Here is a 20,839-nt window from a genome sequence, read left to right as displayed (position 1 = left end):
TATACCATGCTTATGAGCATTTGTCAATACCCAAATCGAAGGTAGGTGTGTTCGCAAGAAGCGGGGATCGCCCTTGGGCGCGCCCCGACAGGTCGAGGCGCGAGGGCAGCAACGCGACTTCCATCTATGAAGGCGACATGTTCGGCTCAGGCTCCTCCAGCAGGTTGCACGCGGTGAGCGCGAACCCGCGGGCGGTGCGGGTGAACCGCAGGGTCTTGATCTCGAACGGGCCGAAGTCCAGCTCGAACGGCGAGCGCGCCCCCGCCAGGCGCAGGGTCGCCCGCGTCCGCCGCCCCAGGGCCTCGTACAGGCGCACGATGAGGTCATCCCCGTCGTCGGCGCGCTTGAGAGCGGACAGCACTACCGTTTCGGGCGTGACCTCCAGCAGGGGCGCGGCATGCCGCGGCGCACCGGGCTGCGGCATGGGCTGGTGGTAGATGAAGAACGGCTCCAGCGGCAGGTTGAGCTCCATTGCCGCGGGGATGAGGGCCTTGGCCAGCGCCGGCGCCTTGCCCCACAAGACGCGAAAGCGGAAGTCGTGCTGCCCCTGGTCCATGTAGGTGTGGTGCTCATCGGCCCGCGCGGGCAGATCGTCGAAGCGGCAGTGCGCCGCCCCCCGCACCAGGCTCAGCCCCAGCTCGCCGTCGCCGCGCGCGTGAAACGCGTACTGCCCGTCGTTGGCGACGCCGACGGCCAAGCGGTCGCCCGCTTTCTCCTCCAGCCGCACCCAGCGCCCGCCGACGTTCTCCGCTCCGTCCGTTGAACGCTCGATGGCTGCGAACGGCACCTCGCACACCGCCCGGCTGTCCTTCAGCCGGAACGGCAGCACCCACTTCAGGCACTGGCGGCGCTCCTGCCAGTGGACGCGCAGGTTCACCTCCATCTGCGGCAGGTCCGCGTAAACCGTGAACTGCTGGCACACCCGCGAGCGCCGCCACCCCACCAGCGATTGAATCGTCACACTCACCGGGCCACTGAACAGGACGTGCAGCGCGGGAACCTCGGTCTTGTCCTCCCCCGCCCAGCGCGCGACCTCGCGCGGGGACAGCGGCGCGAATTCACCCAGCGGCGTGCTGAAGTTGGCGTTGGCCTCCCCGCCCCAGGCGTCGAGGGTGTCCTTCATCGCCGCCGGCCGCACGCTGCCGCGCAGCAGATCCCGGCCGCTCCGCTTGTCCACCAGCGAGGCGAGGCCGCCGGTCTCGCGCGAGAACTTGGCTCGCAGCCAGCGGTTCTCGACGACGATGCCGGCGCGGGTGCGCCTGACCGTCAGCGGCGAGCGGCCGGCGGCGGGCTGCTCGTGGCGGCGCACCTCGTAGCGCCGCGCCGATAGCGGCGGTACCTGCGCCACGAACCCCAGATACCGATGCCACCCCCCCAGGCTCCCCGTGCGCTCGAAAGGCCCGCCCTGGTTCTGGCACCCCATTTGGCGGCCGGTATCGTCGTATAGCGCGAACGACTTCGCCTCCGGGCGCGGCATGTATTCCATCAGGAACTCGAGGCCCACCGGCGCCGTCATCGCGTGGGCGTGTGGATTGAAGACATAGACCGGAATCGTGTCCGGGCGGGGCGGGACCTCGGGCAGCAGCGCCATCTGCGCCGCCATGCGCAGGCTTCGGCAGACATCGGCTGAGCGCCCGAAGATCTCCATTACGTCCTGCAGCGACGCCGCCTCCGACGACGAGCCGGCCAGGATGTCATGGAAGGTGTTGAAGGCCACGCCCTTCCAGGCTTGATCGAGTCGCCCCTGCGGGTAGGCGCGCCCGCGCTCGTGCCACGCCACCGTGGACCAGCGCTCCGCCGACGCCAGCAGCGCCTCGCCGCGGCGCATGGCGCGCTTGATGGGCGCCATCGAGATGTAGCACCCGGGGAAGCTGCGCTGGAGGTCGCCGCGGTGAACAGGCGCGCAGCGGCCCGCCGGGCGGTCCTTGATTCGCGCCAGGTACGCCTCCGGCGTGCTGTGGCGAATCTCCACGTCGGCGGTCTCATCCATCACCGCGTGGATCGCCTCCAGGAGCTTGCGGCTGGGGCCGCCGCCGTGGTCGCCCAGGCCCCACAGCACGAGCTGGTCCTCGCCGGTGTGGCGCGCGAACTCCACGCCGCGGCGCACGCTTTCGAGGCCGGTGTGCTCGAAGGTGCCGTACCAGCCGGTGGCCGGCCGCAGGGCGAGGGTCTGCGACCCGTCCAGGCCCTGCCAGCGATAGAGCGGGGCGGGCAGCTCCAGCAGATTGGCGCCGGGCCGGCAGTGAAGGTACATCTCGTAGCCGGTCTGCCGCAGGATCTGCGGCAGACTGCCGTGGTGGCCGAAGGGGTCGAAGTTGTAGGCCACGGTGGGCCGCGCGCCGAACTTGTCCGCGAAGTAGCGCCGCGCCACGGAGATGAGCCGCACGAAGGTCTCACCCCCCGGCAGGTTGCAGTCGGGCTGCAAATACCACCCGCCGGCAATATGCCAACGTCCGGCCTTGACCAGGCCCTGGAGGCGGGCGAAAAGAGCGGGATCGTACTCCTCGACCCACTCGTAGAGCACGCTCTCGTTATGGTTGAAGATGAACCGGGGATATTCATCGCAGAAATCGGCGGCGGTGCGGAAAGTCGAGATCGCCTCACGGGCGCCCTCCTCCCAGGGCCACATCCAGATGGGGTCGAGGTGGGCGTTGCACACCAGGTGCACGATGGGCCTGCGCGGGGTCATGTAGTTGCCTCCATGGGGATTCACCCGCCGCCTGGGGGGCTTCGGCGCCAGACGCCGGTTGCAGGGGGGTGACTTCGCCGGAGAGGTGTGGCTTCCCTGCGCCAGCGCGGAAGGAGGTCCTTGCAGGGCGCGAACGACTACCGCACCGGAGTCTGCCGGGCGGGGACGGGTCTCATCGGCGGGGGAGGTCCGGGAGCGAGGTCCGCCCCGCGGTGATCGGCGGAACCGCCGATCGGGCCCGGGCGGACAAGCGGACGACCTGCGCCCGGGCGGCATAGACGGTGATCGCGGCCACGATCAGGACGAGGCAGACGATCGCCAGGGGCAGGATGGCTCGCTTGCGCACGAGAGGTATTCCTTTCCTCCGCGCCCCGCCGCGCGGGAGCCGCCGAGTCGGTGCACGCCCCCCTCGCCGCACGACTACAGATTCCATCTTCAACCGCGTCTTTCCTCCCGCGGGCAAGAGCTCGCGCAACCGTTTCTCGCCCGCGGGCCCCACGGATTTCAGAGCAAGAATCCGCAACTCCTTCGCCTCCCCCAGGGGGTAACAATCAACCTGTCCGGTCCCAACCCCCGGCCTCGGCCAGCTTGACAGGCAATCATGCGTTGGCTATACTACCGGCGCGGTGGGCCGCGGCGCTGATGATGACAGAGGCGGCATGTGCGCGGAAACGATCGTCACGGCCGGCGGCAAGATACCGATGGAAAAGCATCGTATCGCGCTCAGACGGGGCCGCGGCGCGCAAGCGTCGAGGCCTTGATTTGCTTTCATGGAAGGGGGTGGTGACGAGGGCTGTTCGACGACGGATGCATGGCGGATGAAGGGAGGTATCAGGGTATGAAGCACAGGTTGTGCATTTTGTCAGCGGTGCTGGCAGTGGCGCTGCTGAGCGGGATGGCGTGGGGCTACCCCACGCGCTTTACGGCAATGACGGGCCTGGTTGACCTGCCGACGGCGGACGTGGCCGCCTCCGGCAGCGCAGAACTCGCCGCTGACTACGCCAAGCTGGCTGGCGAGGAGAAAGTGTGGGCGATCCGCGTGCTGGCCGGGGTCTCGGATAGCGCGGAACTAGGGATAGCCTATACGAGACTGAAGGACGGGGTGAATGACCACTTCACCGGCATCGGGGCCAAGGTGGCGCTGATGAAAGCCGAGACGGCGGACTTCGGTCTGGCGTTCGGCGGGTCGTATGTGAACGGCACCGGCGATAACATCCTCGACCTATACGCGGTCGCCAGCAAGGAGATCGCGACGGCCGCGCCTGAGGCCTACGCGGCGGCGGCGCCGCGCGCGCGCCTGCGCGGTCACCTCGGGCTCATGCTCACGCGTGTCAGCAACGGCGTTGATGGCGACGAGCTCAAGCCCTTCGTCGGCTTCGATGTCACTACGCCCGAGGGTGCGTCGTTGGTGGCGGAGTACAAGTGGAGCAAGTTCGGCGCCGACCAGGCGGCCGCCGCCATCCGCTACCCGGTGAGCCCGGCGATGACGGTGCAGGCCGGCGCCGCGCGCGCCGGGAGCGTGCTGGGGCAAGACGACTACCGCTTCACCGTCGGCCTCAGCTACGCCTTTGCCACGGCTGGCGGTACCGGCGCGACTTACTAGGCAATGCCACGCGAATCACAGGCGTTGGCGGGGCGGCCATGGGGCCGCCCCGCGCTTTTCTCGCGACCGCACCGCAACCGCCTGGGTGGAGGTGCCTCCCACGCGGCGGTTTGAGGGCTTGCCCGCCTGCGGAGGGCTTGCCCGCCTGCGGAGGCCAAGCTTCGTTAATCTTGCGGCGTCTCCGTGTTCGCCTCGTTGAAGCGCGCCACCGAGGTGTCGATGGCGCGCTTCAGTTGGGACTCGCTGATGGGCTTGAGCAGGTACGCCGCGGCTCCAGCCCGCATCGCCTTCTGCACGCGCTGACGATCATTGTGTGCGGTGAGCATGACGATCGGCACCGGGGCTTGCGCCATGATCTCGGCCGTGGCCGCAATGCCGTCCATCCCCGGCATGCCGATGTCCATCAGCACCAGGTCCGGGCGCAGTTGCTTGGCGAGCGCAACGGCGGCTTCGCCGTCACGCGACGTGCCGACCACGGTATGCCCCATCGCCTCGAGCTGCACTTTGAGCGTGAGGGTAATGAGGAATTCGTCCTCGGCGATCAGGATGTTCATGCGCGTCCCCCTGGCGGCGTCCCCCACCTCGCAGCCTGCTTTCTCTTTCGACCTCCGCCGCGTGTGCACCTGCTGTGAGCTGCCGCTACAGGACTTGCGGCGGCGGCGGCTAATCCTCCCCGCGGCGCCCGAGCGCGTCTGCGCCCACCCATGTCATCCATGCCTTCCATGCCTTTCGTGTGCGGCCTGTTGCCCCACGAGTTCGAGCAGCTCCTGTCCGACCGCGGGCACGAGCCCTATCGCGCCCGCCAGGTCCTGCGCTGGGTATACCAGCGCGGGGCGCGCGGCTTCGCGGACATGAGCGACCTGCCGCAGGCGCTGCGGGACGAGCTGGGACGACAGGCGGCGGTGCACCCGTTGACCGCGGTTGCGCGGCGCCCGGCCCGCGACGGCGGCGTCAAGCTGGTGCTGCGCCTGCCCGACGGCGCTCACATCGAGACGGTGATCATGCCCTACCCGCGCCGTCGCACCGCCTGCATCTCCAGCCAGGTGGGGTGCGCCTACGGCTGCGCGTTCTGCGCCACCGGCGGCATGGGTTTCGAGCGCGACCTCACCGCCGCCGAAATCGTCGGGCAATTGCTCCTCGCGCGCGCGGATGATGACGAGCGCCGGTTGTCCAATGTCGTGTTCATGGGCATGGGCGAGCCGCTCGCAAACTACGACGCGCTGGTGAAGGCGGTGCGCATCATCCTCGACCCGGCATGCCTCGGTTTCGGCGCCCGCCACGTCGCCATCTCCACGTGCGGGCTGCCGCCGGAGATGCGCCGCCTGGCGCGCGAGGGGTTGGGCGTGCACCTGGCGGTATCGCTCAATGCGCCCGACGACGACCTGCGCAGCCGCCTGATGCCGGTCAACCGCCGCCATCCGCTGGCCTCGGTGGTCGCCGCCGCGCGCGACTTCGCCGCCCACACCGGACGCAAAGTAGCCTTCGAGTATTGCCTGCTGGCGGGGGTCAACGACGCGCCGGCCCAGGCCGCCGCCCTCGCCCAGCGGCTGCGAGGCCTGCCGTGCATGGTCAACCTCATCCCCTACAACCAGGCGCGCGGCGCCTTCGCCCGCCCCGCGCCTGCGGTTATGCGCGCCTTTCGCGCCGAGCTGGAGCGCCGGGGGGTGGAAGTCGCGGTGCGCCGGTCCTTCGGCGAAGAGGTGGCGGCGGCGTGCGGGCAGCTGGCGGCTGGCCGCCCTAATTGTGGGGACAGTCGACTTAATTGCGATTGATTTAAGGCATCTGCAATAATTAAGTCGACTGTCCCCATGATTCCCCCATGATTCCTTAATAATAATGGACTGCTGGAATATTTGATATCGTTATGTGAGGAAAAAATGGCAATGGAGAATATCGAGGTCAGGCGAGTAACCCAGAACGATGCGGTGTTCCTACAACAACTCATGAGCAGTGATCAGATAATGGCGATACTACATGAGGTCCCCAGATCCGTAGATGTTTGGGCAGATGCCATAATCGAATGGGACAACGATCCAGATGAGGAGAACTACATAATTTGTGATGAAGGTATGCCGATAGGCTGGCTGGGTATAAATGGTCTTTCATCTGAAAGTAAGCAAGTGTTCATAAAAGTGATTGCATTGCTCCCGACGCATCAGGGACGGGGAATTGGTCAGTATGTTATTAAGGAGATGATTGAAAACTTGCGCTTGAGAGGTTTTGCGTCTCTTGAGCTTTATACTGACCTTAGCAATGTGCGCGCACAGCGTTGTTATCATAGATGTGGTTTTGAAATGTCCGAAAAGACGGGGCAAAAGATGTCGAACGGAACCATGGTGGATCGCTGTAAAATGGAGCTGTCTCTTTAGTCTACTGTCCATTGGAGAAGAACGGTGTGAGGGGGTGTCAACAAACCGGTGATGTCGGCATTATAGACAGGGATAATTGCTTGCTCTTCAGAAGTGACGTGTAGGTGGCTAGGTTCCAGCTTGGGAGCGTGAGATGTATGGAGATGAACGACGTCGCCAGGAGACCTGTTCATTCCGGCAGCGTGTATGTCTTCATACCGGAGGGTCATATCCTTTAGCGCGTGGATGCAGTCCTTGACCTGAGCTTTCTCAGACATGAGGTCAAGGATCTGTACCCTGTAGAGAGTCAGCGTTTGTGAGACGAAATGGGGGTAAAAACAAGCTACCCCTCCGGTGCTCCTGGCCCTGCTTCCTCGCATAGCATCCCGCGTCTCCGGTAGGCGTCCCGGCGAGCGATCAAGGTCTTGATCTGGAGTGCTTTTCGCCGGGCAAGGGATCTGTTCCCTTCTGCCGAAGTAGACATCGTCTGGCGTCACATTCCGCAGCGCCTCGTGATAGCGCTTGGAATTGTAATAGTCCACGAAGCGGCCGATGGCCGTGGCCAGGGCCTCCGGGCTGGTCCACACCACCAGCGTGACATCGTCTTTCATCGTGCGGTGCATCCGCTCGATCTTGCCGGTGGTCTGCGGGTGATGCGCTCGGCCCCGCAGGTGGCGAATCCGAGCAGACGCAGGAAGTCTTCCATGGCGGCGGCAATGTAGCCGGAGCCATTGTCCGTCAGCAGCGCGGGCTTCGCGATGGTGGGCGCCTCCACCACCGCCACCGTCTCGTGTCCCATCTCCTCCATAGCTCCTGCTCGTTTCTGCGTCTCTATTCCTCATTCAGGGGAATTCCGGGGACAGTCGACTTAATTACGGCTTTCTCGGCCCCTTTGGCCCCGGTTTGCGGCAGCGAAGCTGCCGGCCGAGCTGGGATTCCAGTTGTTCGATGAACCCACTTTCGCCCAGGGGCCGGCCAGTCCGGGTCTTGCGTCGCACCTGCGTCAGGTCGGCCTCCGATGTGCCCTGACTCAGGAACTCCGCCCAGTCGAGTTCTTCAGTCCGCCACGGCCGCGGCGCGAGCACCGGGTCAGGGGCATGGTTGAGATGCGCCGGGGCGCTTGACCAGGGCCACTGCTCAGGTTGCTCAACCAACCCGGCGCGCACGGGATTAAGCTCGACGTAGCGAATCGCTCGCAGACAATGCGCGTCATCCAGCGCGCAGGAATGGAACCTCCCCTGCCACAGATGCCCGCGCCAGTCCTTGCGGAAGTTCACCCGCCGAGTGTAGTGAAAGTGCGTCCAGCCGACGGCCAGGGCGAGACTGTCTTCGCGCTGTGGCGACAGAACCAAATGCACGTGATTCGACATCAGGCAATAGGCGAAAAGGTCGGCGCCGTGCTCGGCGCTACATTCCCCGAGCAGCCTGAGATAGGCGGCGCGGTCAGCGTCGCTGAAGAAAACGTCCATGCCGCGGTTGCCGCGCTGGGTGACATGATGAGGTACGCCTGGCACAACGATCCGTCCGACCCGTGGCATGGCCCCCTTGTACCACGATTGCGGTTGTGCGTCAATAATTAAGTCGACTGTCCCCGGAATTAAAGGCTTCAGCCACCGCCGGGTGGATGATTTCCCCCGTGCGCAGGTTGAGCCCGCGCGCCAGGGCGGGGTTGCGCGCGAGGGCGTCGTCAAGGCCGTAGTCCGCGAGATCGAGGACGTAAGGCAGAGTCGCGTTGGTCAAGGCGTGGGTGGCAGTGCGCGGCACCGCGGCCGGGATGTTGGGCACCCCGTAGTGGATGACCCCGTGCTCGACATAAGTCGGCTGCGAGTGACTGGTGGGCCGTATCGTCTCCACGCATCCCCCCTGGTCCACCGCCACATCCACGATCACCGCGCCGCGCTTCATCGCGCGCACCATGTCGGCGGTCACGAGCTTGGGCGCGCGCGCCCCCGCCACCAGCACCGCCCCCACCAGCAGGTCGGCGTAGCCCGCCGCGCGCGCTATGTTGAAGGAATTGGAATAGACGGTGATGACGTTGCCGTGCATGATGTCGTCGAGGTAGCGCAGGCGCTCGTGGTCAACGTCGAGGATGGTGACATGGGCGCCCAGGCCCATGGCGACTTTGGCGGCATTGATGCCCACCACCCCGCAGCCGATGATGACCACCTCCGCCGGCGGCACCCCCGGCACCCCGCCCACCAGCACGCCGCGGCCGCCGAAGTCGGCCTCGAGATAGCGCGCGCCGATCTGCACCGACATCTTCCCCGCGATCTCGCTCATGGGCACCAGCAGGGGCAGGGCGCCCGCATCCGTCTGCACGGTCTCGTAGCCGATGGCGGTGACGCCGGAATCGAGCAGCGCGCGCGTCAGCGGCTCCGATGACGCCAGGTGCAGGTAGGTGAAGAGCACCAGCTCCGGGCGCAGCCGGGCGTACTCGCTGGGCAGCGGCTCCTTGACCTTGAGCACCACCTCGGCGCGCGCCCAGACCGCGTCCGCGGTCGCCGCGATGGCCCCGCCGGCGACGCAGTAGTCCTCGTCCTCGTAGCCGCTGCCCCGCCCCGCCCCCGCTTCCACCAGCGCCTCATGCCCGTGCTGGCGCAGAGCGGTGACGCCGGCCGGGGTAATGGCGACCCGCTTCTCCCCGTCCTTGGTCTCGCGTGGAACCCCGATCAGCATATGCGCCTCCCGCCTCGATGTTTTCCGCAAGCGGTGTGGCTTTCCTGCGCCTGCGGGTGCAGGAGCGAGCGCGAAGGCGGTCGAAACTGGCGCCAACCGTATCACTGCGAAGGGATTTCGAGACATGGACGACGCCACGCAACAACTGGTTTCCCTGCTGTCCGAGGCGGGTCAGCTCGAGTACCGCGCCGTCATCCACTACAGCCGCTACGCCCAGGAGATCGAGGACCCGGAGCTGGCGCGGGACCTGCGTGAGATCGGGCAGATGGAGGTGCGCCACTCGCACCAGCTCATGGGCATCATCATCGCCCTCGGCGGCCTGCCCGAATGGGAGCTGCCCCCGCCCCCGTGGTTCGCCAGCGTCGAGGACATCATCCGCTCCTCGCTCGAGGGCGAGCAGCGCGCCCTCCAGCAGTACGACCGCTGCCTGGAGGTCGCGACAGACCCCGAGCTGCGCGAGCGCCTGGAGCGCATCAAGCGCGACGAACACTGTCACATCGAGCGCCTGACCCAACTGCTGGAGAACCTGACGGGCAAGCAGGCGCCCGCCGACGGCGCGGCCTAGCGCCCCGGAGGCCGGCTCATGTGCGAGTTCTGCGTCAAGCACGGCGAAGGCGAGAAGTGGTACCTGCAGGCGCGCAACTACGGGCTCGACCTGGCCTCCGACCTGCGGCGGCGGCGGTTCATCGGCGCGTTCTTCAACGACTTCGACCGGGACACCGGGGGCAGCGTGGAGCAACTGCGCCGGCTTGACCGCGCCCCCCGCGTCCTGCAGTGGCTGGTGCGCGGCCTGGTGACGCGCCGCATGAAGCGGCGGCACTTCGGGCAGGTGCTGCCGCTGGAGGACGTGCGCAAGGTATTGGGGATCGCCAACTCGGTAGTGCGCGTGCCGTGCGTGTGTCGCGGCGTAACGCGGGGCGACCACGGCGCGCGCTTCTGCTTCGGGGTCAGCGTCAGCCCTGACGCGGTCGCCTTCAGCGAGGTGGACCCGAACCTCATGGCGGGGCCGGACACGACCATGACCGAGCGGCTGACGCCGGAGCAGGCGCTGACGCTGATGGGGGACTTCGAGCGCCGCGGGCTGGTGCACTCGGTGTGGACCTTCCTGACACCGTTCATCGGGGGGGTGTGCAACTGCGACCGCAGCGACTGCCTGGCGATGATCTCCACCATCGGCCACCACACCAAGGTCATGTTCAAGGCGGAGTACGTGGCGCGGGTGGATTGGGAGCTGTGCGAGGGATGCCGCGCGTGCATGAAGCAGTGTCAGTTCGGGGCCATCGGCCACAGCGCCGCCGCCGGCAAGTGTGTGATTGACGAAGCGCGGTGCTGGGGCTGTGGGGTGTGCCGCGCCGGGTGCCGCAGCGGCGCGATCAGCCTGCGCCCGCGCGCCGAGACGCCGGCCCTGGGATGGTGAACCTGCGGCCCCCGTAGTCCGGAGTCCGTCGTCCGCGCGGACTACGGATCGCGGATGACGGACCACGGATGAAGATCCTCGACCGCTACGTTGCCAGAGAGCTGCTAGCCCCCTTGGTGGTGGGCCTGGTGGGGTTCGAACTGCTCATGCTGGGCAACGTGCTCTACCTCAACTGGCGGCTGATCCGCGACGCGGGCGCGGGCTTCGAGGTGGTGGCGCGGCTGCTGGCGCTGCGGGCGCCCGAGGTCGCGCTCTACGGCATTCCGTTCGCGATGCTGCTGGCGGCGTCGTGGGCGGTAACGCGACTGGCGCGCGACGGCGAGGTCACGGCGCTGCGCGCAGGCGGGGCGAGCGTGCGGCGCATCCTGGCGCCCATCGTCGCGGTGGCGGTGGTGGTGAGCGCCGTGGGTTACCTCGACGCCGAACGCGCGGTGCCGTGGGCGACGCACGCGGCCGAGAACCTCGTCCGCCGCATGGTGCTGCGCCAGCCCACGCCCCTGTTTCGCCAGGACGTCTTCTTCCGCGTGCCGCCCAACTACTACGTTTACATCCATCGCCTGGAGCCCCGGAGCAAGCGGTTCCAGGACCTCATGGTCTATGAGTTGACGGGGCGGGGATACCCGCTGCTCACCGTCGCCCGCAGCGGCTACTGGCGAGGCGAGGTGCTCTACCTGCGCGACGGCGTGCGCCACAAGCTGCGCCCCGACGGCGCCTGGGAGTACGAGGCGCGCTTCGCTCGCGCCACCGTCAACCTGCGCCAGGCGCAGTCGGACTTCTGGACCGAGCAGAAAACCCCGCGCGAGATGACCGCCGAAGAGCTCAGTCGCTACATCGGCGTCTTCGCCGGCAGCGGGGTGGATGTCAGCGGTCTGCGGGTGGAGTATCATTTCAAGTTCGCGCTGCCGCTGGCGCCGCTGGTGTTCGCGCTGCTGGCGGCGCCGCTGGCGCTGCGCTTCGCGCGCGGGGGCGCCATGACGGGGCTGCTGGTGACTTTCGGGCTCGCATTCCTCTACCAGGTGCTGATGTCGTGGAGCCGGCTGCTGGGGGAATCGGGCTCCCTGCCGCCGCTGATCGCGGCGTGGTCGCAGAACCTGGTCTTCGGGGCGGTGGGAATCGTGCTCATCGCGAAGCAAGAATGAACCGCGCGCTCATTACCGGCATCGCGGGCGCGCCGGCCGCGCGCCTGGTCGCCGTCGCGCTGGCGGTGGTGCTCGCGATCACGCCGCTGCAGGCGGCCGACGAGGGGGATGACTTCATCGAGCTGCGGGGGGCGGACTACGTGCGTTACGACGCCGAGCAGGGGGTGGTACGCGCCCGCGGCGATGTGCGCTTCGCCTACCGCGAGGTGGAGGTCAGCGCCGACGACCTGGCGGCGGACCTGCGCGCCGACCGCGCGCTGCTGAGCGGCAATGTCACCCTGCGCGCCCAGGGCCAGGAGTTCCGCGGCGACACCCTGCTCGTGCATCTCGACACCCGGGAGTGGGAATTCACCGACGTGCGCACCGCCATCTCACCCGGCTACTTCGAGCGCGGGGTGCGGTCGCCGCTCTACCTGGGGGCGCGCGAGGCGGCGGGCCTCGAGGACCGGCTGCAGGTGCGCGGCGCCGAGTTCACCACCTGCGACCGCCCGCATCCGCACTACGAGGTTACCGCGCGCAGCTTGCGCATCTGGCCCGGGCGCAAGCTCATCGCCGAGGACGCCGCGGTGTGGCTCCTCGGTAAACACGTGATGACCCTGCCGCGCTTCGTCGTGCCCCTGCGCGAGCCCCAGCGCCAGCCCTTCATCCCCCTGGTGGGCGAGAGCCAGCTCGAGGGGCGCTACCTCAAGGCCCTCATCAACTACGTCCGCACCGACAACTCCTACGGCACCGGCCACCTCGACTTGATGAGCCGTCGGGGGCTGGGCGCCGGCGTCGAGCACACCGAAATCTACAGCGCCGGGCGCACCAACCTCTATCTCTACCGCGCCGGCGGCACCGCTGCCGGCGCCCAGGAGTGGACCGCCCGCGGCGCCCACGAGCAGGACCTGGGCGGCGGCCTCACCCTGCGCGCGGGCGCCGATGTGCGCAACGACAGCTCTTACTACCAGGCCGACAGCCGCGTCATCAGCTCCCAGGTCGCGCTCGATCGCCAGGGTGGTTCGTCGCGCTCCGGCCTCGCCTTAGATTACAGCCGCACCAGCGGCAGCTTCGATTTCACCCGCCTCTCGACTTCCCTGCGCCACGACCAGCGCGGCCCCCGCTACGGCCTCAGCCTCGACTCGCGCTATGACCGCCACTCCACCGTCTCCGGCCAGGGCGATGACCTCGAACTCAACAACCGGCTCCAGCTCACCGACCACCAGGCGCGCATGGACCTGCGCCTGGCGGTCAGCAAGCGCCTCGACCTCGATGGGGCGGATTACACCGGCGATAACTTCTACCAGGTGGTGGATTACCTCCCGGAGCTGACGCTGGAGACCGACACCTACCGCTTGCGCGCGGCGCCGCTGGGGGTGCCGGCGCGGCTGAGCTTGAGCGTCGGCAACTTCGCCGAGCACCCCACCGACCTCGACGCCTACCGCGTGCACTTCGGCTACGAGGCGCTGCCCGCGACCGTCCGCCTGGGGCCCTCCACCCGCGTCAGCGCTCAGGGCAGCCTCCGCCAGTACCTGTACGGCGATCGCGACCACACCGCCCAGTACGCCTACGGCGGCAGCGCGCGCCTGGAGCACGACCTGAGTGAGCACTGGCAGACGCATGTGGGATACACGCTGTTGGAGCCCAAGGGCTTCACCCCCTTCCGCTTCGATTACATTGGCGCGTATCGCAGCGCGGCTTTCGACCTTACCTACAACCGCGGCGAGCGCCGTCGGGCGCAGGTGCGCACGGGCTACGACGCGCGCCTCAGCCGCTGGCAGGACGTCATCGCGCGGGTGGAGGCGCCGCTGCATCGCAACCTTCAGCTGGGACTGTCCGGGGGCTACGATCCCAACCGCGGCGAGCCGCGCGACCTGCTGGCGCGGCTGCGCTTCGGCGACCACCGCACCACGCTCGACCTGGGCGCCCGCTACCAGCCGCGCAGCGGCACGGTGCAGCGGGTCACGGGCACGCTCGATTGGGTGGCGGATCCCAAGTGGCGGCTGCAAGTGCTGACCAGCTGGGACGGGCTGCAGCACAAGTTCGTGTACGGCGAAGTGCTCCTCACCCGCGACCTCCACTGCTGGCAGGCGGTGGCGTACTACAGCTTGCAGCGCAACCTCTTCCGCCTCGATTTCCGCATCAAGGCGTTCGACTGGGGGCGCCCCGATTTCGACGTCGGCCGCTACGGCCAGCGCCTCGACACCAGCCTCGGGGAGTGGTACTAGCGTCGCTGCCGACGCGGCGCCCCGACGGATTTCGCGCCCGCTCCCCGTTTTCGGTCGCCCCCGGCGGCCGCCCCCAGGGATGAACAGGTAGATCCTTGCCCCGTGCAACCACAAATAGTATCATGGCGGCGGGAGGCGCGAGCGTGGACCGCAAGCGGCTGCTCAGACGGCTGGTGGAGGGAGCCCTGAGCAATGTCGCCTTCAACCACATACATAGACCTGGCGCAAGGTTTCGGATTCTGCGTGGCGCGGGTCAAGGGAAGCCACCACGTTCCCACTCACCCGGAGATTCCGGAGATAGTGAACCTGCAAGCGGTCAGGGGCGAGGCCAAGCCCTATCAGATCCGATAGTCCTTGAGGCTCGTGGAGCGCCGCAACCTCACTCTGGAGGACGGGGAATGAGCGACTACCACATCAACATCTTCTACAGCGAGGAGGACGGTGGGTACATCGCCGATATCCCCGACCTCGAACACTGCTCGGCGTTTGGCGAAACTCCCGAGCAGGCGTTGGCGGAAGTTGAGCGTGCTAAACAGGCCTGGCTGGAAGCGGCCCGCGAGGCCGGCAAGGCGATCCCGCCACCGCGTTATCGTCCGCTTATCTACCAGGTCGGCCGCTGACCCCCGCGGCTGGCGATTTTTCCCCTGGAGACGCGATATCCTTGAGGCCACGCTCGGACCTTCTCTCCCTCCCAGGGAGAGGATTGAGGTGAGGGTAAAGGGCGGCGGAACACACCTCGCCTCTCTCTCCGAGGCGGAGAGGAGCGCATTCATCTGAACCCAAGGCCCCCGCGGTCACACCCGCTGCCCGTCCGTCGCCAGCGGGCGGTGGCTCTCCAGCCGCCTTCGCAGCCGCGCCACAGCCACGCCGCGGCAGGTGGCGCGGAACGCCCCGCCGAATCTCCGTTTCCCCTGGTACCGCCCCCGTAGGGGCGCCGGAGAATCGTCAGTGAGCATTGAGATCCGTCCTTGCGACCGCGGGCATGAAGTGCGCTACATGCTGGGCGGCGAGCCGGTCAGCAGCCTGTGCATCTGCGATCTGCGCATGCACATCGGCACCGCCAGGCTGCGTACGGCCGGCATCGCTGACGTCCAGACCAAGGAGTCGCACCGCCGCCGCGGCTTCGCGCGCCAGGTCTTGGAGCGCGCGCTGGTGTTCATGCGCCGGCAAGAGTACGACCTGGCGGTGCTGTTCGGCATCTCCGACTTCTACCCGCGCTGGGGGTATGCGCCGATCTGCGGCTCGACGCGGGTGACGCTGGCGACCAAGGAGGCCGCCCGGGCCCCGGCGACGCTCGCAGTGCGGCGTCTGCGTCGGGACGAGATGGAGCTGACGCTGGAGCTGTACCGGCGCAACAACGCTTTGCGTACCGGAGCGGTGGTGCGGCGGGCAGGCAAGTGGCCGGGGTTCATCCGCGGCAGCCGCCCGGACCGGCGCGTCAATGTGTATGGGGCGTTCCAGCGCCGGCGACTATTGGGCTATGTCGCGCTTGACCGGGAGCCCGGCGAGCCGGTCATCATCGAAGTCGGCTACCGCCAGCCGGAGGTCTTCAGCGCGCTGCTGGCGGCGGCGGCGCGCCAGGCGCGCCGGGCCAAGGCGGAGCAGATCCACGTGCAAGCGCCGCTCGATCATCCATTTGTCGAGTGGTGCAGGCAGTACACCTGCCAGGTCTCGACGCACTACGTGCGCGCCGGGGGCGCCATGGGACGCATCATCAGCCTGCGGGGGTGCTTTTCCCGCCTGGCCCCGGAGCTGACGCGGCGTCTGCGCGCGAGCTGCGTCAACTGGAGCGGCCGGCTGGAAGTCGCCACCGACATCGGCGCCGTGACTTTGCACATCGAGCCGGGCGCGCTCACCCTGGGCGAGACCCCGAAGCCTCGGGTCGCGCCCGACGCTGCGCTTGACATCGGACAGGCGCTGCTGACGCAGCTCATCTTCGGCTACCGCAGCGCCGCGGATGCGCTGGCGTGGGGTGGGGCGTCCCTGCGCGGCGGGCCGGTGCAACTGCTGGAGGCTCTGTTCCCGCCGGGCGCGGCGCACATCTGCCACGCCGACCGCTTCTGACGCTGGCGGTCGGCACTGGATCCCGCGGCACGGGGGGGCGCTTGGTCACGCCCGGCGCAGGGCGGCGGTGAGGCGGACCGCTCGCGTTCGGCCGCGATCAGCAGGTCCCCCGGCAGCATCTCGATCAGACGGTACCGGTCCTCCAGGGCGTGCTTGAGGCCGGTGCACGCGCCGTCCTCGCACGCGAGGAGCAGGCGGCGGCCACATGGTGGGGCGGGCGTCTCGCCCGCCAACCAGATCAGCTTCGCACGGGTCAATACTCGATCCCGCGGCGGGCGGAGTGACCCTCTCGAAACGGATGTTTGATCTCGCACATCTCGGTCACCAGGTCCGCCGCCTCCAGCATCGGCGCGGGCGCGGCGCGGCCGGTCAGCACCACCTCGACGTGGCGGGGCCGCTCATCCAACAGCGCCAACACCTCCCTCACCTCGAGCAGCCCTGCGTCCATCGCCACGTTCGCTTCATCCAGCACCACCAGATCATACTCGCCGCCGGTGACGGCCGCGCGGGCGAACTCGAATCCCTCGCGCACCAGGCGCCGGTCGTCGTCGGTGTATCCCGCCTCCCACCACCGCCCCGCGCCCCGCGCCGCCAGCTCCGCACGGCTGGCGCCGAAATGGCGCACCGTCAGCTCGGGCGCCAGGCGCATCGCTGCGCGCATCTCTCCGGTGTCCGCCTCGCCCTTGAGGAACATGATGAAGCACACGCGCAGGCCCTGCCCCACCGCCCGCAGCGCCTGCCCCCAGGCGGCGGTTGACTTGCCCTTGCCGTCGCCGGTATAGACCTGCACTAAGCCCTCAGTCAGCTTCGGCATCCGCGGGCAACCCCTTCAGGTGGCAGGTCTCGTTCAGCAGCGATACCGCCGGCCTCGTCGCCTCCTGCGTGACGACGCTGATCGAACCGTTGGCCGCGACGAAGGCGGAGCGCGTTTCCACGCCCGCGCCCAGCGCTTCGCAGATGATCGTCTTCAGCGGGCCGGCATGGGCGGCGATAATGAACGTCTGGCCTTCGTGTCGCTCCCACAGCGGGCGGACAGAATCCAGAACGCGGCCCCACATGTCCGCCAGCGATTCCCCGGCGGGGGGGATCCAGCCCTCGCTGTCGTCGCGGGCGCGCAGCCGCTGCGCCCAGGACTCGGGGAACCGGGCAGCGGCTTCCTCATGCGTCAGGCCTTCGAGCCGGCCGAAGCTGCGCTCGCGCAGCGCGGGAACGATGACTGGTTCGAGGCCGAGGGCCGCGCCGATGATGTTCGCCGTCTCGCGGCAGCGCGTCAGATCGCTGGTATAGATGGCGGCCGCCTGCACGCCGGCGAGATGCCGCGCCGCGGCCCGGACTTGCGCTCTGCCCGTGTCGTTCATGGGCACATCCGACTGCCCCTGGTAGCGCTGGTGCAGGTTGTGATCGGTCTGGCCGTGGCGCGCCAGGATGAGGGTCGTGGTAGTCACGCGATCTCCCCGTCTGCCGGTGGCGGAGGGCGCGGTGAAGAAGCTGTCCCACAATTGCAGGTGCCGGGTCGGCCAGGAGGCCGACCCCTACGACCGTGCGCGTGGACCGTAGGGGTCGGGTTCCATCCCGACCCGTTTCCGGGGATTACGAGACAGCTTCTGAATTGCGCCCCTACGATTGTTGCGGCGCGGCTGCGGCTATTCTCCCTTGGCCTTGCGCTCGGCGGCGGCGGCGACCCGCGCCGGCAGCCCCCACAGTTGCACGAAACCCCGGGCCAGGGAGGAATCGAACCGGTCGGCCTTGTCATAGGTCGCCAGCTCGTAGCTGTAAAGCGAGTGCGGCGACTTGCGGCCGACGGGGGCGCAGGCGCCGCGCTGCAGCTTCATGCGCACGACCCCGGTGACGCGCTCCTGGGTGGCGTCAATGAAGGCGTCGAGCGCGCGCCGCAGCGGCGAATACCACAGGCCGTAGTAAATGAGCTCGGCGTACTTCAACTCCAGCAACTGCTTGTAGTGCGCCAGCTCGCGCTCGACCGTCATCGCCTCCAGGTCGCGGTGCGCGGCGAGGAGCACGGTGGCGGCGGGGCATTCGTAGATCTCCCGCGACTTGAAACCTACCAGGCGGTTCTCGATCATGTCAATGCGCCCGACGCCGTGCTCGCCCGCGAGCGCGTTGAGCTCGGCGATGAGCGCCGCCGGAGAAAGCGCGCGCCCGTCAAGGGACACGGGAGATCCCTGCTCGAAAGCGATCTCGACGTAGGCGGGATCGGCGGGAGCGGCTTGCGGCGCGCGCGTCCATTCATAGACCTCGGCCGGCGGCTCCTGCCACGGGTCCTCGAGCACGCCGCACTCGATGCTGCGACCCCACAGGTTGACGTCGGTGCTGTAGGGTTTCCGCTTATCCGTCGGCACCGGCACCCCGCGCTCGCGCGCCCAATCCATCTCCTCCTCGCGGCTGACCCGCCACTCGCGGAAGGGGGCGATGATCTCCAGCTCGGGGTTGAGCACGCCGAAGGTGACGTCGAAGCGCACCTGGTCGTTGCCCTTGCCGGTGCAGCCATGGGCCACCGCCCGCGCGCCATGCTGCCGCGCCGCCGCCCCCACCAGCTTGGCGATCAGCGGCCGCGCCATGGCGGTGGCGACGGGGTACTTGCCCTCGTAGAGCGCATTCGCCTTGAGCCCGCGAAAAGCGAAGTCGCGCGCGAACTCCTCCTTGGCGTCTATGACCAACGATTCGACGGCGCCGATGTCGAGCGCCTTGCGCCGGATCGCTTCATAGTCCCGCTGCTCACCGACATCTACGGCGACGGCGATGACATCGAAGCCGCGCTGCTCCTGCAGCCAGCGGACGGCGACGGAGGTGTCGAGACCGCCGGAGTATGCGAGTGCGACTTTGGGCATAGTCAACTCCTTTCACCGCAGAGCCGCTGAGGGTGTGACCGTTCTTGGTTGGGGTGACCGGTTATGTGCCCGAATGTGGCACAGCCGCCCCCGGCTGTGAAGGCGGCGCACGCCGTGCGCCCCTACAGGTTCTCGCGACCGATCCCAACTTTCCGCGGTCACACCCGATGCTGAGAACGCAGAGAAAAGCAGTAATGATCTGTTTCCGTATCCGCTCCGCGGTTCAACTGCATCTGGTGGCGCGATTGATGGCATACATGAGGTGCGCCAGCAGGCCGATGGCCATTACGCCGCCAATGCCGACCAGCCATTGGGATTCGGCGCTCAGCGCGACGAACCTGGCGCCGATGTCGCGCAATCCGCCGCCCATCAGGCCGACCGCCGCCGGCGGGCCCAGTGTCTTCGATATAGCCACGAGCAGCGCGACGATCACCCCGAAGGTCAGCCACAGCTCGGCGATGAGCAAATTCGCCGCCGCGCGCGACGCGCCCCCGGACTGCAGCCGCACCACCAGCATGAAGCTGATCAGGAGCAGCACCGCGAAGACAACGGCGATCATAACGATGGTATCGGACATGACAGGTCCGTGTGACTATCCCGCGACCTCACCTAACGCCTCGTCGAGCGCCGCCAGCCCGGCGTCCGCCTGCTCGGCGGCGAGGATGAGCGGCGGGATGAAGCGCAGCATTGAGTCGCCCACGACCTGGATCAGCACGCTGCGCCGCAGGCACGCCGCCCGCACCTCCGCCGCCACCGGCTGCGCGAGATCCGCGGCGAGCATCATGCCTATCCCGCGCACGGCGGTAATGACCGGATACTTCGCCGCGAGATTCTGCAACCCCGCGAGCAGGCGCGCGCCGATCCTCGCCGCGTTGTCCGCTATCCTCTGATCAATGATGGTTCTCACCCCCGCCAGCGCCGCCGCCGCCGCCAGCGCCCCGCCGCCGAAACTGGAGGCGTGGTCCGACGGCGCGAACGCCGTCGCCGCCTCGTCCGTCGCCAGCATCGCGCCGATGGGCATGCCGCTGCCGAGCGCCTTGGCCAGCGTTATCACATCGGGGCGCACGTCGTAGTGCTCGTAAGCGAATAGCTTGCCGGTGCGCCCGAGACCGGTCTGGACTTCGTCGAGGATGAGCAGCGCGCCGACGCGGTCGCACGCCCCGCGACAGGCGCGCATGAATGCCGCGGTCGCGGGATAGACCCCGCTCTCCCCCAGCACCGGCTCCAGCATCACCGCGCAGGTGCGCTCGTTCACCGCCTGCTCGAGCGCCGCGGTGTGGTTGAACTCGACGTGCTTGAAGCCGGGGACGAGGGGCGCGAACTCCGCCTGGTACTTGGGCTGCCCGGTCGCCGCCAGCGTCGCCATGGTGCGGCCGTGGAAGGAGCCGAGCATGGTCACGATCTCGAACTGGTCGGGGCCGTGGTGGGTGCGCGCGTGCTTGCGCGCGAGCTTGATCGCGGCCTCGTTGGCCTCGGCGCCGCTGTTGCAGAAGAAAACGCGCGGACAGACGCAGACTTCGCCCAGCAGGCGCGCCAGCTCCATCTGCGGCTCGGTGAAGTAGTCATTGGACATGTGGAGGAGCCGCCCCGCCTGCTCGCGCACCGCCTCGACCACCGCCGGCGGACAATGCCCCAGCGCCGTCACCGCGCGGCCGCCGCTGACGAGATCGAGGTAGCGATTGCCCTGCGTGTCCCAGACATACGCGCCCTCGCCGCGCGCCATGACCATGGGCTGGCGGATCTTCTCGTAAACCGCGAACATGTTCCGGGATTCGATGGCGCGGGCTTGGTCGTAGTTCATGGATGCATTCCTCATACCGTGGGAGGGACACAGCCGAGGGCGGCTGTGC

The 20,839-nt window shown here is 68.0% G+C and carries 23 protein-coding genes; 10 read left to right on the top strand and 13 right to left on the bottom strand.

Translation table 11 applies throughout. The features are described from left to right. Positions 1–124 precede the first annotated feature (124 nt). Together VM221_12615 and VM221_12610 are read right to left on the bottom strand one after the other, a co-directional pair. Positions 125–2,689, bottom strand: coding sequence for a glycoside hydrolase family 38 C-terminal domain-containing protein (locus VM221_12615; protein ID HUT75662.1), 2,565 nt, complete (start codon positions 2,687–2,689; stop codon positions 125–127). A 172-nt stretch (positions 2,690–2,861) separates the two neighbouring features. Further along, positions 2,862–3,035, bottom strand: coding sequence for a hypothetical protein (locus VM221_12610; GenBank protein HUT75661.1), 174 nt, complete (start codon positions 3,033–3,035; stop codon positions 2,862–2,864). A 492-nt stretch (positions 3,036–3,527) separates the two neighbouring features. Here VM221_12610 and VM221_12605 point away from each other — a divergent pair, with 492 nt between their 5' ends. Further along, the gene (locus tag VM221_12605) at positions 3,528–4,292 is read left to right on the top strand and encodes a hypothetical protein (GenBank protein ID HUT75660.1); all 765 of its coding nucleotides are present in this window, start codon (positions 3,528–3,530) and stop codon (positions 4,290–4,292) included. Positions 4,293–4,456: 164 nt separating this feature from the next. On the opposite strand, the gene VM221_12600 is transcribed toward VM221_12605, so the two are convergent. Further along, positions 4,457–4,846, bottom strand: coding sequence for a response regulator (locus VM221_12600; GenBank protein HUT75659.1), 390 nt, complete (start codon positions 4,844–4,846; stop codon positions 4,457–4,459). 159 nt (positions 4,847–5,005) lie between these two features. On the opposite strand from VM221_12600, the gene rlmN reads away from it, so the two are divergent. Then, positions 5,006–6,064: a 23S rRNA (adenine(2503)-C(2))-methyltransferase RlmN gene (gene rlmN / locus VM221_12595; GenBank protein ID HUT75658.1), complete on the top strand. Its 1,059-nt coding sequence runs from the start codon at positions 5,006–5,008 to the stop codon at positions 6,062–6,064. Positions 6,065–6,175: 111 nt separating this feature from the next. Further along, positions 6,176–6,661, top strand: coding sequence for a GNAT family N-acetyltransferase (locus VM221_12590; GenBank protein ID HUT75657.1), 486 nt, complete (start codon positions 6,176–6,178; stop codon positions 6,659–6,661). Here VM221_12590 and VM221_12585 read toward each other — a convergent pair. The 4 genes from VM221_12585 to ald form a co-directional block, all read right to left on the bottom strand. Continuing rightward, on the bottom strand, positions 6,658–7,263 hold the full coding sequence (locus VM221_12585; GenBank protein ID HUT75656.1) for a hypothetical protein: 606 nt from the start codon (positions 7,261–7,263) through the stop codon (positions 6,658–6,660). The genes VM221_12590 and VM221_12585 overlap by 4 nt on opposite strands. After that, positions 7,248–7,448, bottom strand: coding sequence for a hypothetical protein (locus VM221_12580; GenBank protein HUT75655.1), 201 nt, complete (start codon positions 7,446–7,448; stop codon positions 7,248–7,250). Before VM221_12580 ends, VM221_12585 begins: the two co-directional genes overlap by 16 nt. A gap of 64 nt (positions 7,449–7,512) precedes the next feature. After that, positions 7,513–8,154 carry a transposase gene (locus VM221_12575; GenBank protein ID HUT75654.1) on the bottom strand — a complete coding sequence of 214 codons (642 nt, stop codon included), beginning with the start codon at positions 8,152–8,154 and terminating at the stop codon, positions 7,513–7,515. Between the two features lie 55 nt (positions 8,155–8,209). Then, positions 8,210–9,316 (bottom strand): alanine dehydrogenase, encoded by a 1,107-nt coding sequence (gene ald, locus VM221_12570; protein ID HUT75653.1) that lies wholly within the window; start codon positions 9,314–9,316, stop codon positions 8,210–8,212. A gap of 124 nt (positions 9,317–9,440) precedes the next feature. Here ald and VM221_12565 point away from each other — a divergent pair, with 124 nt between their 5' ends. The 6 genes from VM221_12565 (at position 9,441) to VM221_12540 (ending at position 14,699) form a co-directional block, all read left to right on the top strand. Continuing rightward, positions 9,441–9,881, top strand: coding sequence for a ferritin-like domain-containing protein (locus tag VM221_12565; protein ID HUT75652.1), 441 nt, complete (start codon positions 9,441–9,443; stop codon positions 9,879–9,881). Between the two features lie 18 nt (positions 9,882–9,899). Beyond that, entirely contained in the window at positions 9,900–10,733 is an 834-nt protein-coding gene (locus tag VM221_12560; GenBank protein HUT75651.1) for a 4Fe-4S binding protein, read from the top strand. A gap of 68 nt (positions 10,734–10,801) precedes the next feature. Continuing rightward, positions 10,802–11,872, top strand: a complete 1,071-nt coding sequence (locus VM221_12555; GenBank protein HUT75650.1) for an LptF/LptG family permease — start codon at positions 10,802–10,804, stop codon at positions 11,870–11,872. Further along, a complete protein-coding gene (locus tag VM221_12550) occupies positions 11,869–14,079 on the top strand; it encodes a hypothetical protein (protein ID HUT75649.1) in 2,211 nt (736 codons plus the stop codon). The genes VM221_12555 and VM221_12550 overlap by 4 nt, the downstream gene beginning before the upstream one ends. Before the next feature lie 192 nt (positions 14,080–14,271). Then, positions 14,272–14,430, top strand: coding sequence for a type II toxin-antitoxin system HicA family toxin (locus VM221_12545; GenBank protein HUT75648.1), 159 nt, complete (start codon positions 14,272–14,274; stop codon positions 14,428–14,430). A gap of 47 nt (positions 14,431–14,477) precedes the next feature. Beyond that, complete coding sequence (locus VM221_12540; protein ID HUT75647.1) at positions 14,478–14,699, top strand: type II toxin-antitoxin system HicB family antitoxin; 222 nt, start codon at positions 14,478–14,480, stop codon at positions 14,697–14,699. 174 nt (positions 14,700–14,873) lie between these two features. Here the strand turns inward: VM221_12540 and VM221_12535 are convergent, their stop codons facing one another. Further along, on the bottom strand, positions 14,874–15,035 hold the full coding sequence (locus VM221_12535) for a hypothetical protein (GenBank protein ID HUT75646.1): 162 nt from the start codon (positions 15,033–15,035) through the stop codon (positions 14,874–14,876). Here VM221_12535 and VM221_12530 point away from each other — a divergent pair. Then, positions 15,028–16,143: a GNAT family N-acetyltransferase gene (locus tag VM221_12530; protein ID HUT75645.1), complete on the top strand. Its 1,116-nt coding sequence runs from the start codon at positions 15,028–15,030 to the stop codon at positions 16,141–16,143. The genes VM221_12535 and VM221_12530 overlap by 8 nt on opposite strands. 253 nt (positions 16,144–16,396) lie before the next feature. Here the strand turns inward: VM221_12530 and VM221_12525 are convergent, their stop codons facing one another. From VM221_12525 to VM221_12505, 5 genes are all read right to left on the bottom strand, one after another. After that, a complete protein-coding gene (locus tag VM221_12525) occupies positions 16,397–16,957 on the bottom strand; it encodes a cob(I)yrinic acid a,c-diamide adenosyltransferase (protein HUT75644.1) in 561 nt (186 codons plus the stop codon). Further along, positions 16,941–17,588, bottom strand: a complete 648-nt coding sequence (locus VM221_12520) for a histidine phosphatase family protein (GenBank protein HUT75643.1) — start codon at positions 17,586–17,588, stop codon at positions 16,941–16,943. The genes VM221_12525 and VM221_12520 overlap by 17 nt, the downstream gene beginning before the upstream one ends. Positions 17,589–17,786: 198 nt before the next feature. Further along, a complete protein-coding gene (locus VM221_12515) occupies positions 17,787–18,989 on the bottom strand; it encodes an argininosuccinate synthase (protein ID HUT75642.1) in 1,203 nt (400 codons plus the stop codon). Positions 18,990–19,212: 223 nt separating this feature from the next. After that, entirely contained in the window at positions 19,213–19,566 is a 354-nt protein-coding gene (locus VM221_12510; GenBank protein HUT75641.1) for a hypothetical protein, read from the bottom strand. A 15-nt stretch (positions 19,567–19,581) separates the two neighbouring features. Further along, positions 19,582–20,790: an aspartate aminotransferase family protein gene (locus VM221_12505; protein ID HUT75640.1), complete on the bottom strand. Its 1,209-nt coding sequence runs from the start codon at positions 20,788–20,790 to the stop codon at positions 19,582–19,584. Positions 20,791–20,839: the final 49 nt, after the last annotated feature.

The sequence above is a fragment of the Armatimonadota bacterium genome, assembly GCA_035527535.1.
In the GTDB taxonomy this organism is placed as follows: Bacteria; Armatimonadota; Hebobacteria.
This window is presented reverse-complemented; position numbering and strand designations above follow the sequence as displayed.

Excerpts from the sequence above, each read along its gene's own strand:
- VM221_12580 (HUT75655.1), bottom strand. The coding sequence starts at position 7,448 with ATGGAGGAGATGGGACACGAGACGGTGGCGGTGGTGGAGGCGCCCACC.
- VM221_12585 (HUT75656.1), bottom strand. The coding sequence starts at position 7,263 with ATGCACCGCACGATGAAAGACGATGTCACGCTGGTGGTGTGGACCAGC.
- VM221_12565 (HUT75652.1), top strand. The coding sequence starts at position 9,441 with ATGGACGACGCCACGCAACAACTGGTTTCCCTGCTGTCCGAGGCGGGT.
- VM221_12510 (HUT75641.1), bottom strand. The coding sequence starts at position 19,566 with ATGTCCGATACCATCGTTATGATCGCCGTTGTCTTCGCGGTGCTGCTC.
- VM221_12535 (HUT75646.1), bottom strand. The coding sequence starts at position 15,035 with ATGCTCACTGACGATTCTCCGGCGCCCCTACGGGGGCGGTACCAGGGG.
- VM221_12525 (HUT75644.1), bottom strand. The coding sequence starts at position 16,957 with ATGCCGAAGCTGACTGAGGGCTTAGTGCAGGTCTATACCGGCGACGGC.
- VM221_12550 (HUT75649.1), top strand. The coding sequence starts at position 11,869 with ATGAACCGCGCGCTCATTACCGGCATCGCGGGCGCGCCGGCCGCGCGC.
- VM221_12600 (HUT75659.1), bottom strand. The coding sequence starts at position 4,846 with ATGAACATCCTGATCGCCGAGGACGAATTCCTCATTACCCTCACGCTC.
- VM221_12505 (HUT75640.1), bottom strand. The coding sequence starts at position 20,790 with ATGAACTACGACCAAGCCCGCGCCATCGAATCCCGGAACATGTTCGCG.
- VM221_12605 (HUT75660.1), top strand. The coding sequence starts at position 3,528 with ATGAAGCACAGGTTGTGCATTTTGTCAGCGGTGCTGGCAGTGGCGCTG.
- VM221_12515 (HUT75642.1), bottom strand. The coding sequence starts at position 18,989 with ATGCCCAAAGTCGCACTCGCATACTCCGGCGGTCTCGACACCTCCGTC.
- VM221_12615 (HUT75662.1), bottom strand. The coding sequence starts at position 2,689 with ATGACCCCGCGCAGGCCCATCGTGCACCTGGTGTGCAACGCCCACCTC.
- VM221_12555 (HUT75650.1), top strand. The coding sequence starts at position 10,802 with ATGAAGATCCTCGACCGCTACGTTGCCAGAGAGCTGCTAGCCCCCTTG.
- VM221_12540 (HUT75647.1), top strand. The coding sequence starts at position 14,478 with ATGAGCGACTACCACATCAACATCTTCTACAGCGAGGAGGACGGTGGG.
- rlmN (HUT75658.1), top strand. The coding sequence starts at position 5,006 with ATGCCTTCCATGCCTTTCGTGTGCGGCCTGTTGCCCCACGAGTTCGAG.
- VM221_12545 (HUT75648.1), top strand. The coding sequence starts at position 14,272 with ATGTCGCCTTCAACCACATACATAGACCTGGCGCAAGGTTTCGGATTC.
- VM221_12560 (HUT75651.1), top strand. The coding sequence starts at position 9,900 with ATGTGCGAGTTCTGCGTCAAGCACGGCGAAGGCGAGAAGTGGTACCTG.
- VM221_12590 (HUT75657.1), top strand. The coding sequence starts at position 6,176 with ATGGAGAATATCGAGGTCAGGCGAGTAACCCAGAACGATGCGGTGTTC.
- ald (HUT75653.1), bottom strand. The coding sequence starts at position 9,316 with ATGCTGATCGGGGTTCCACGCGAGACCAAGGACGGGGAGAAGCGGGTC.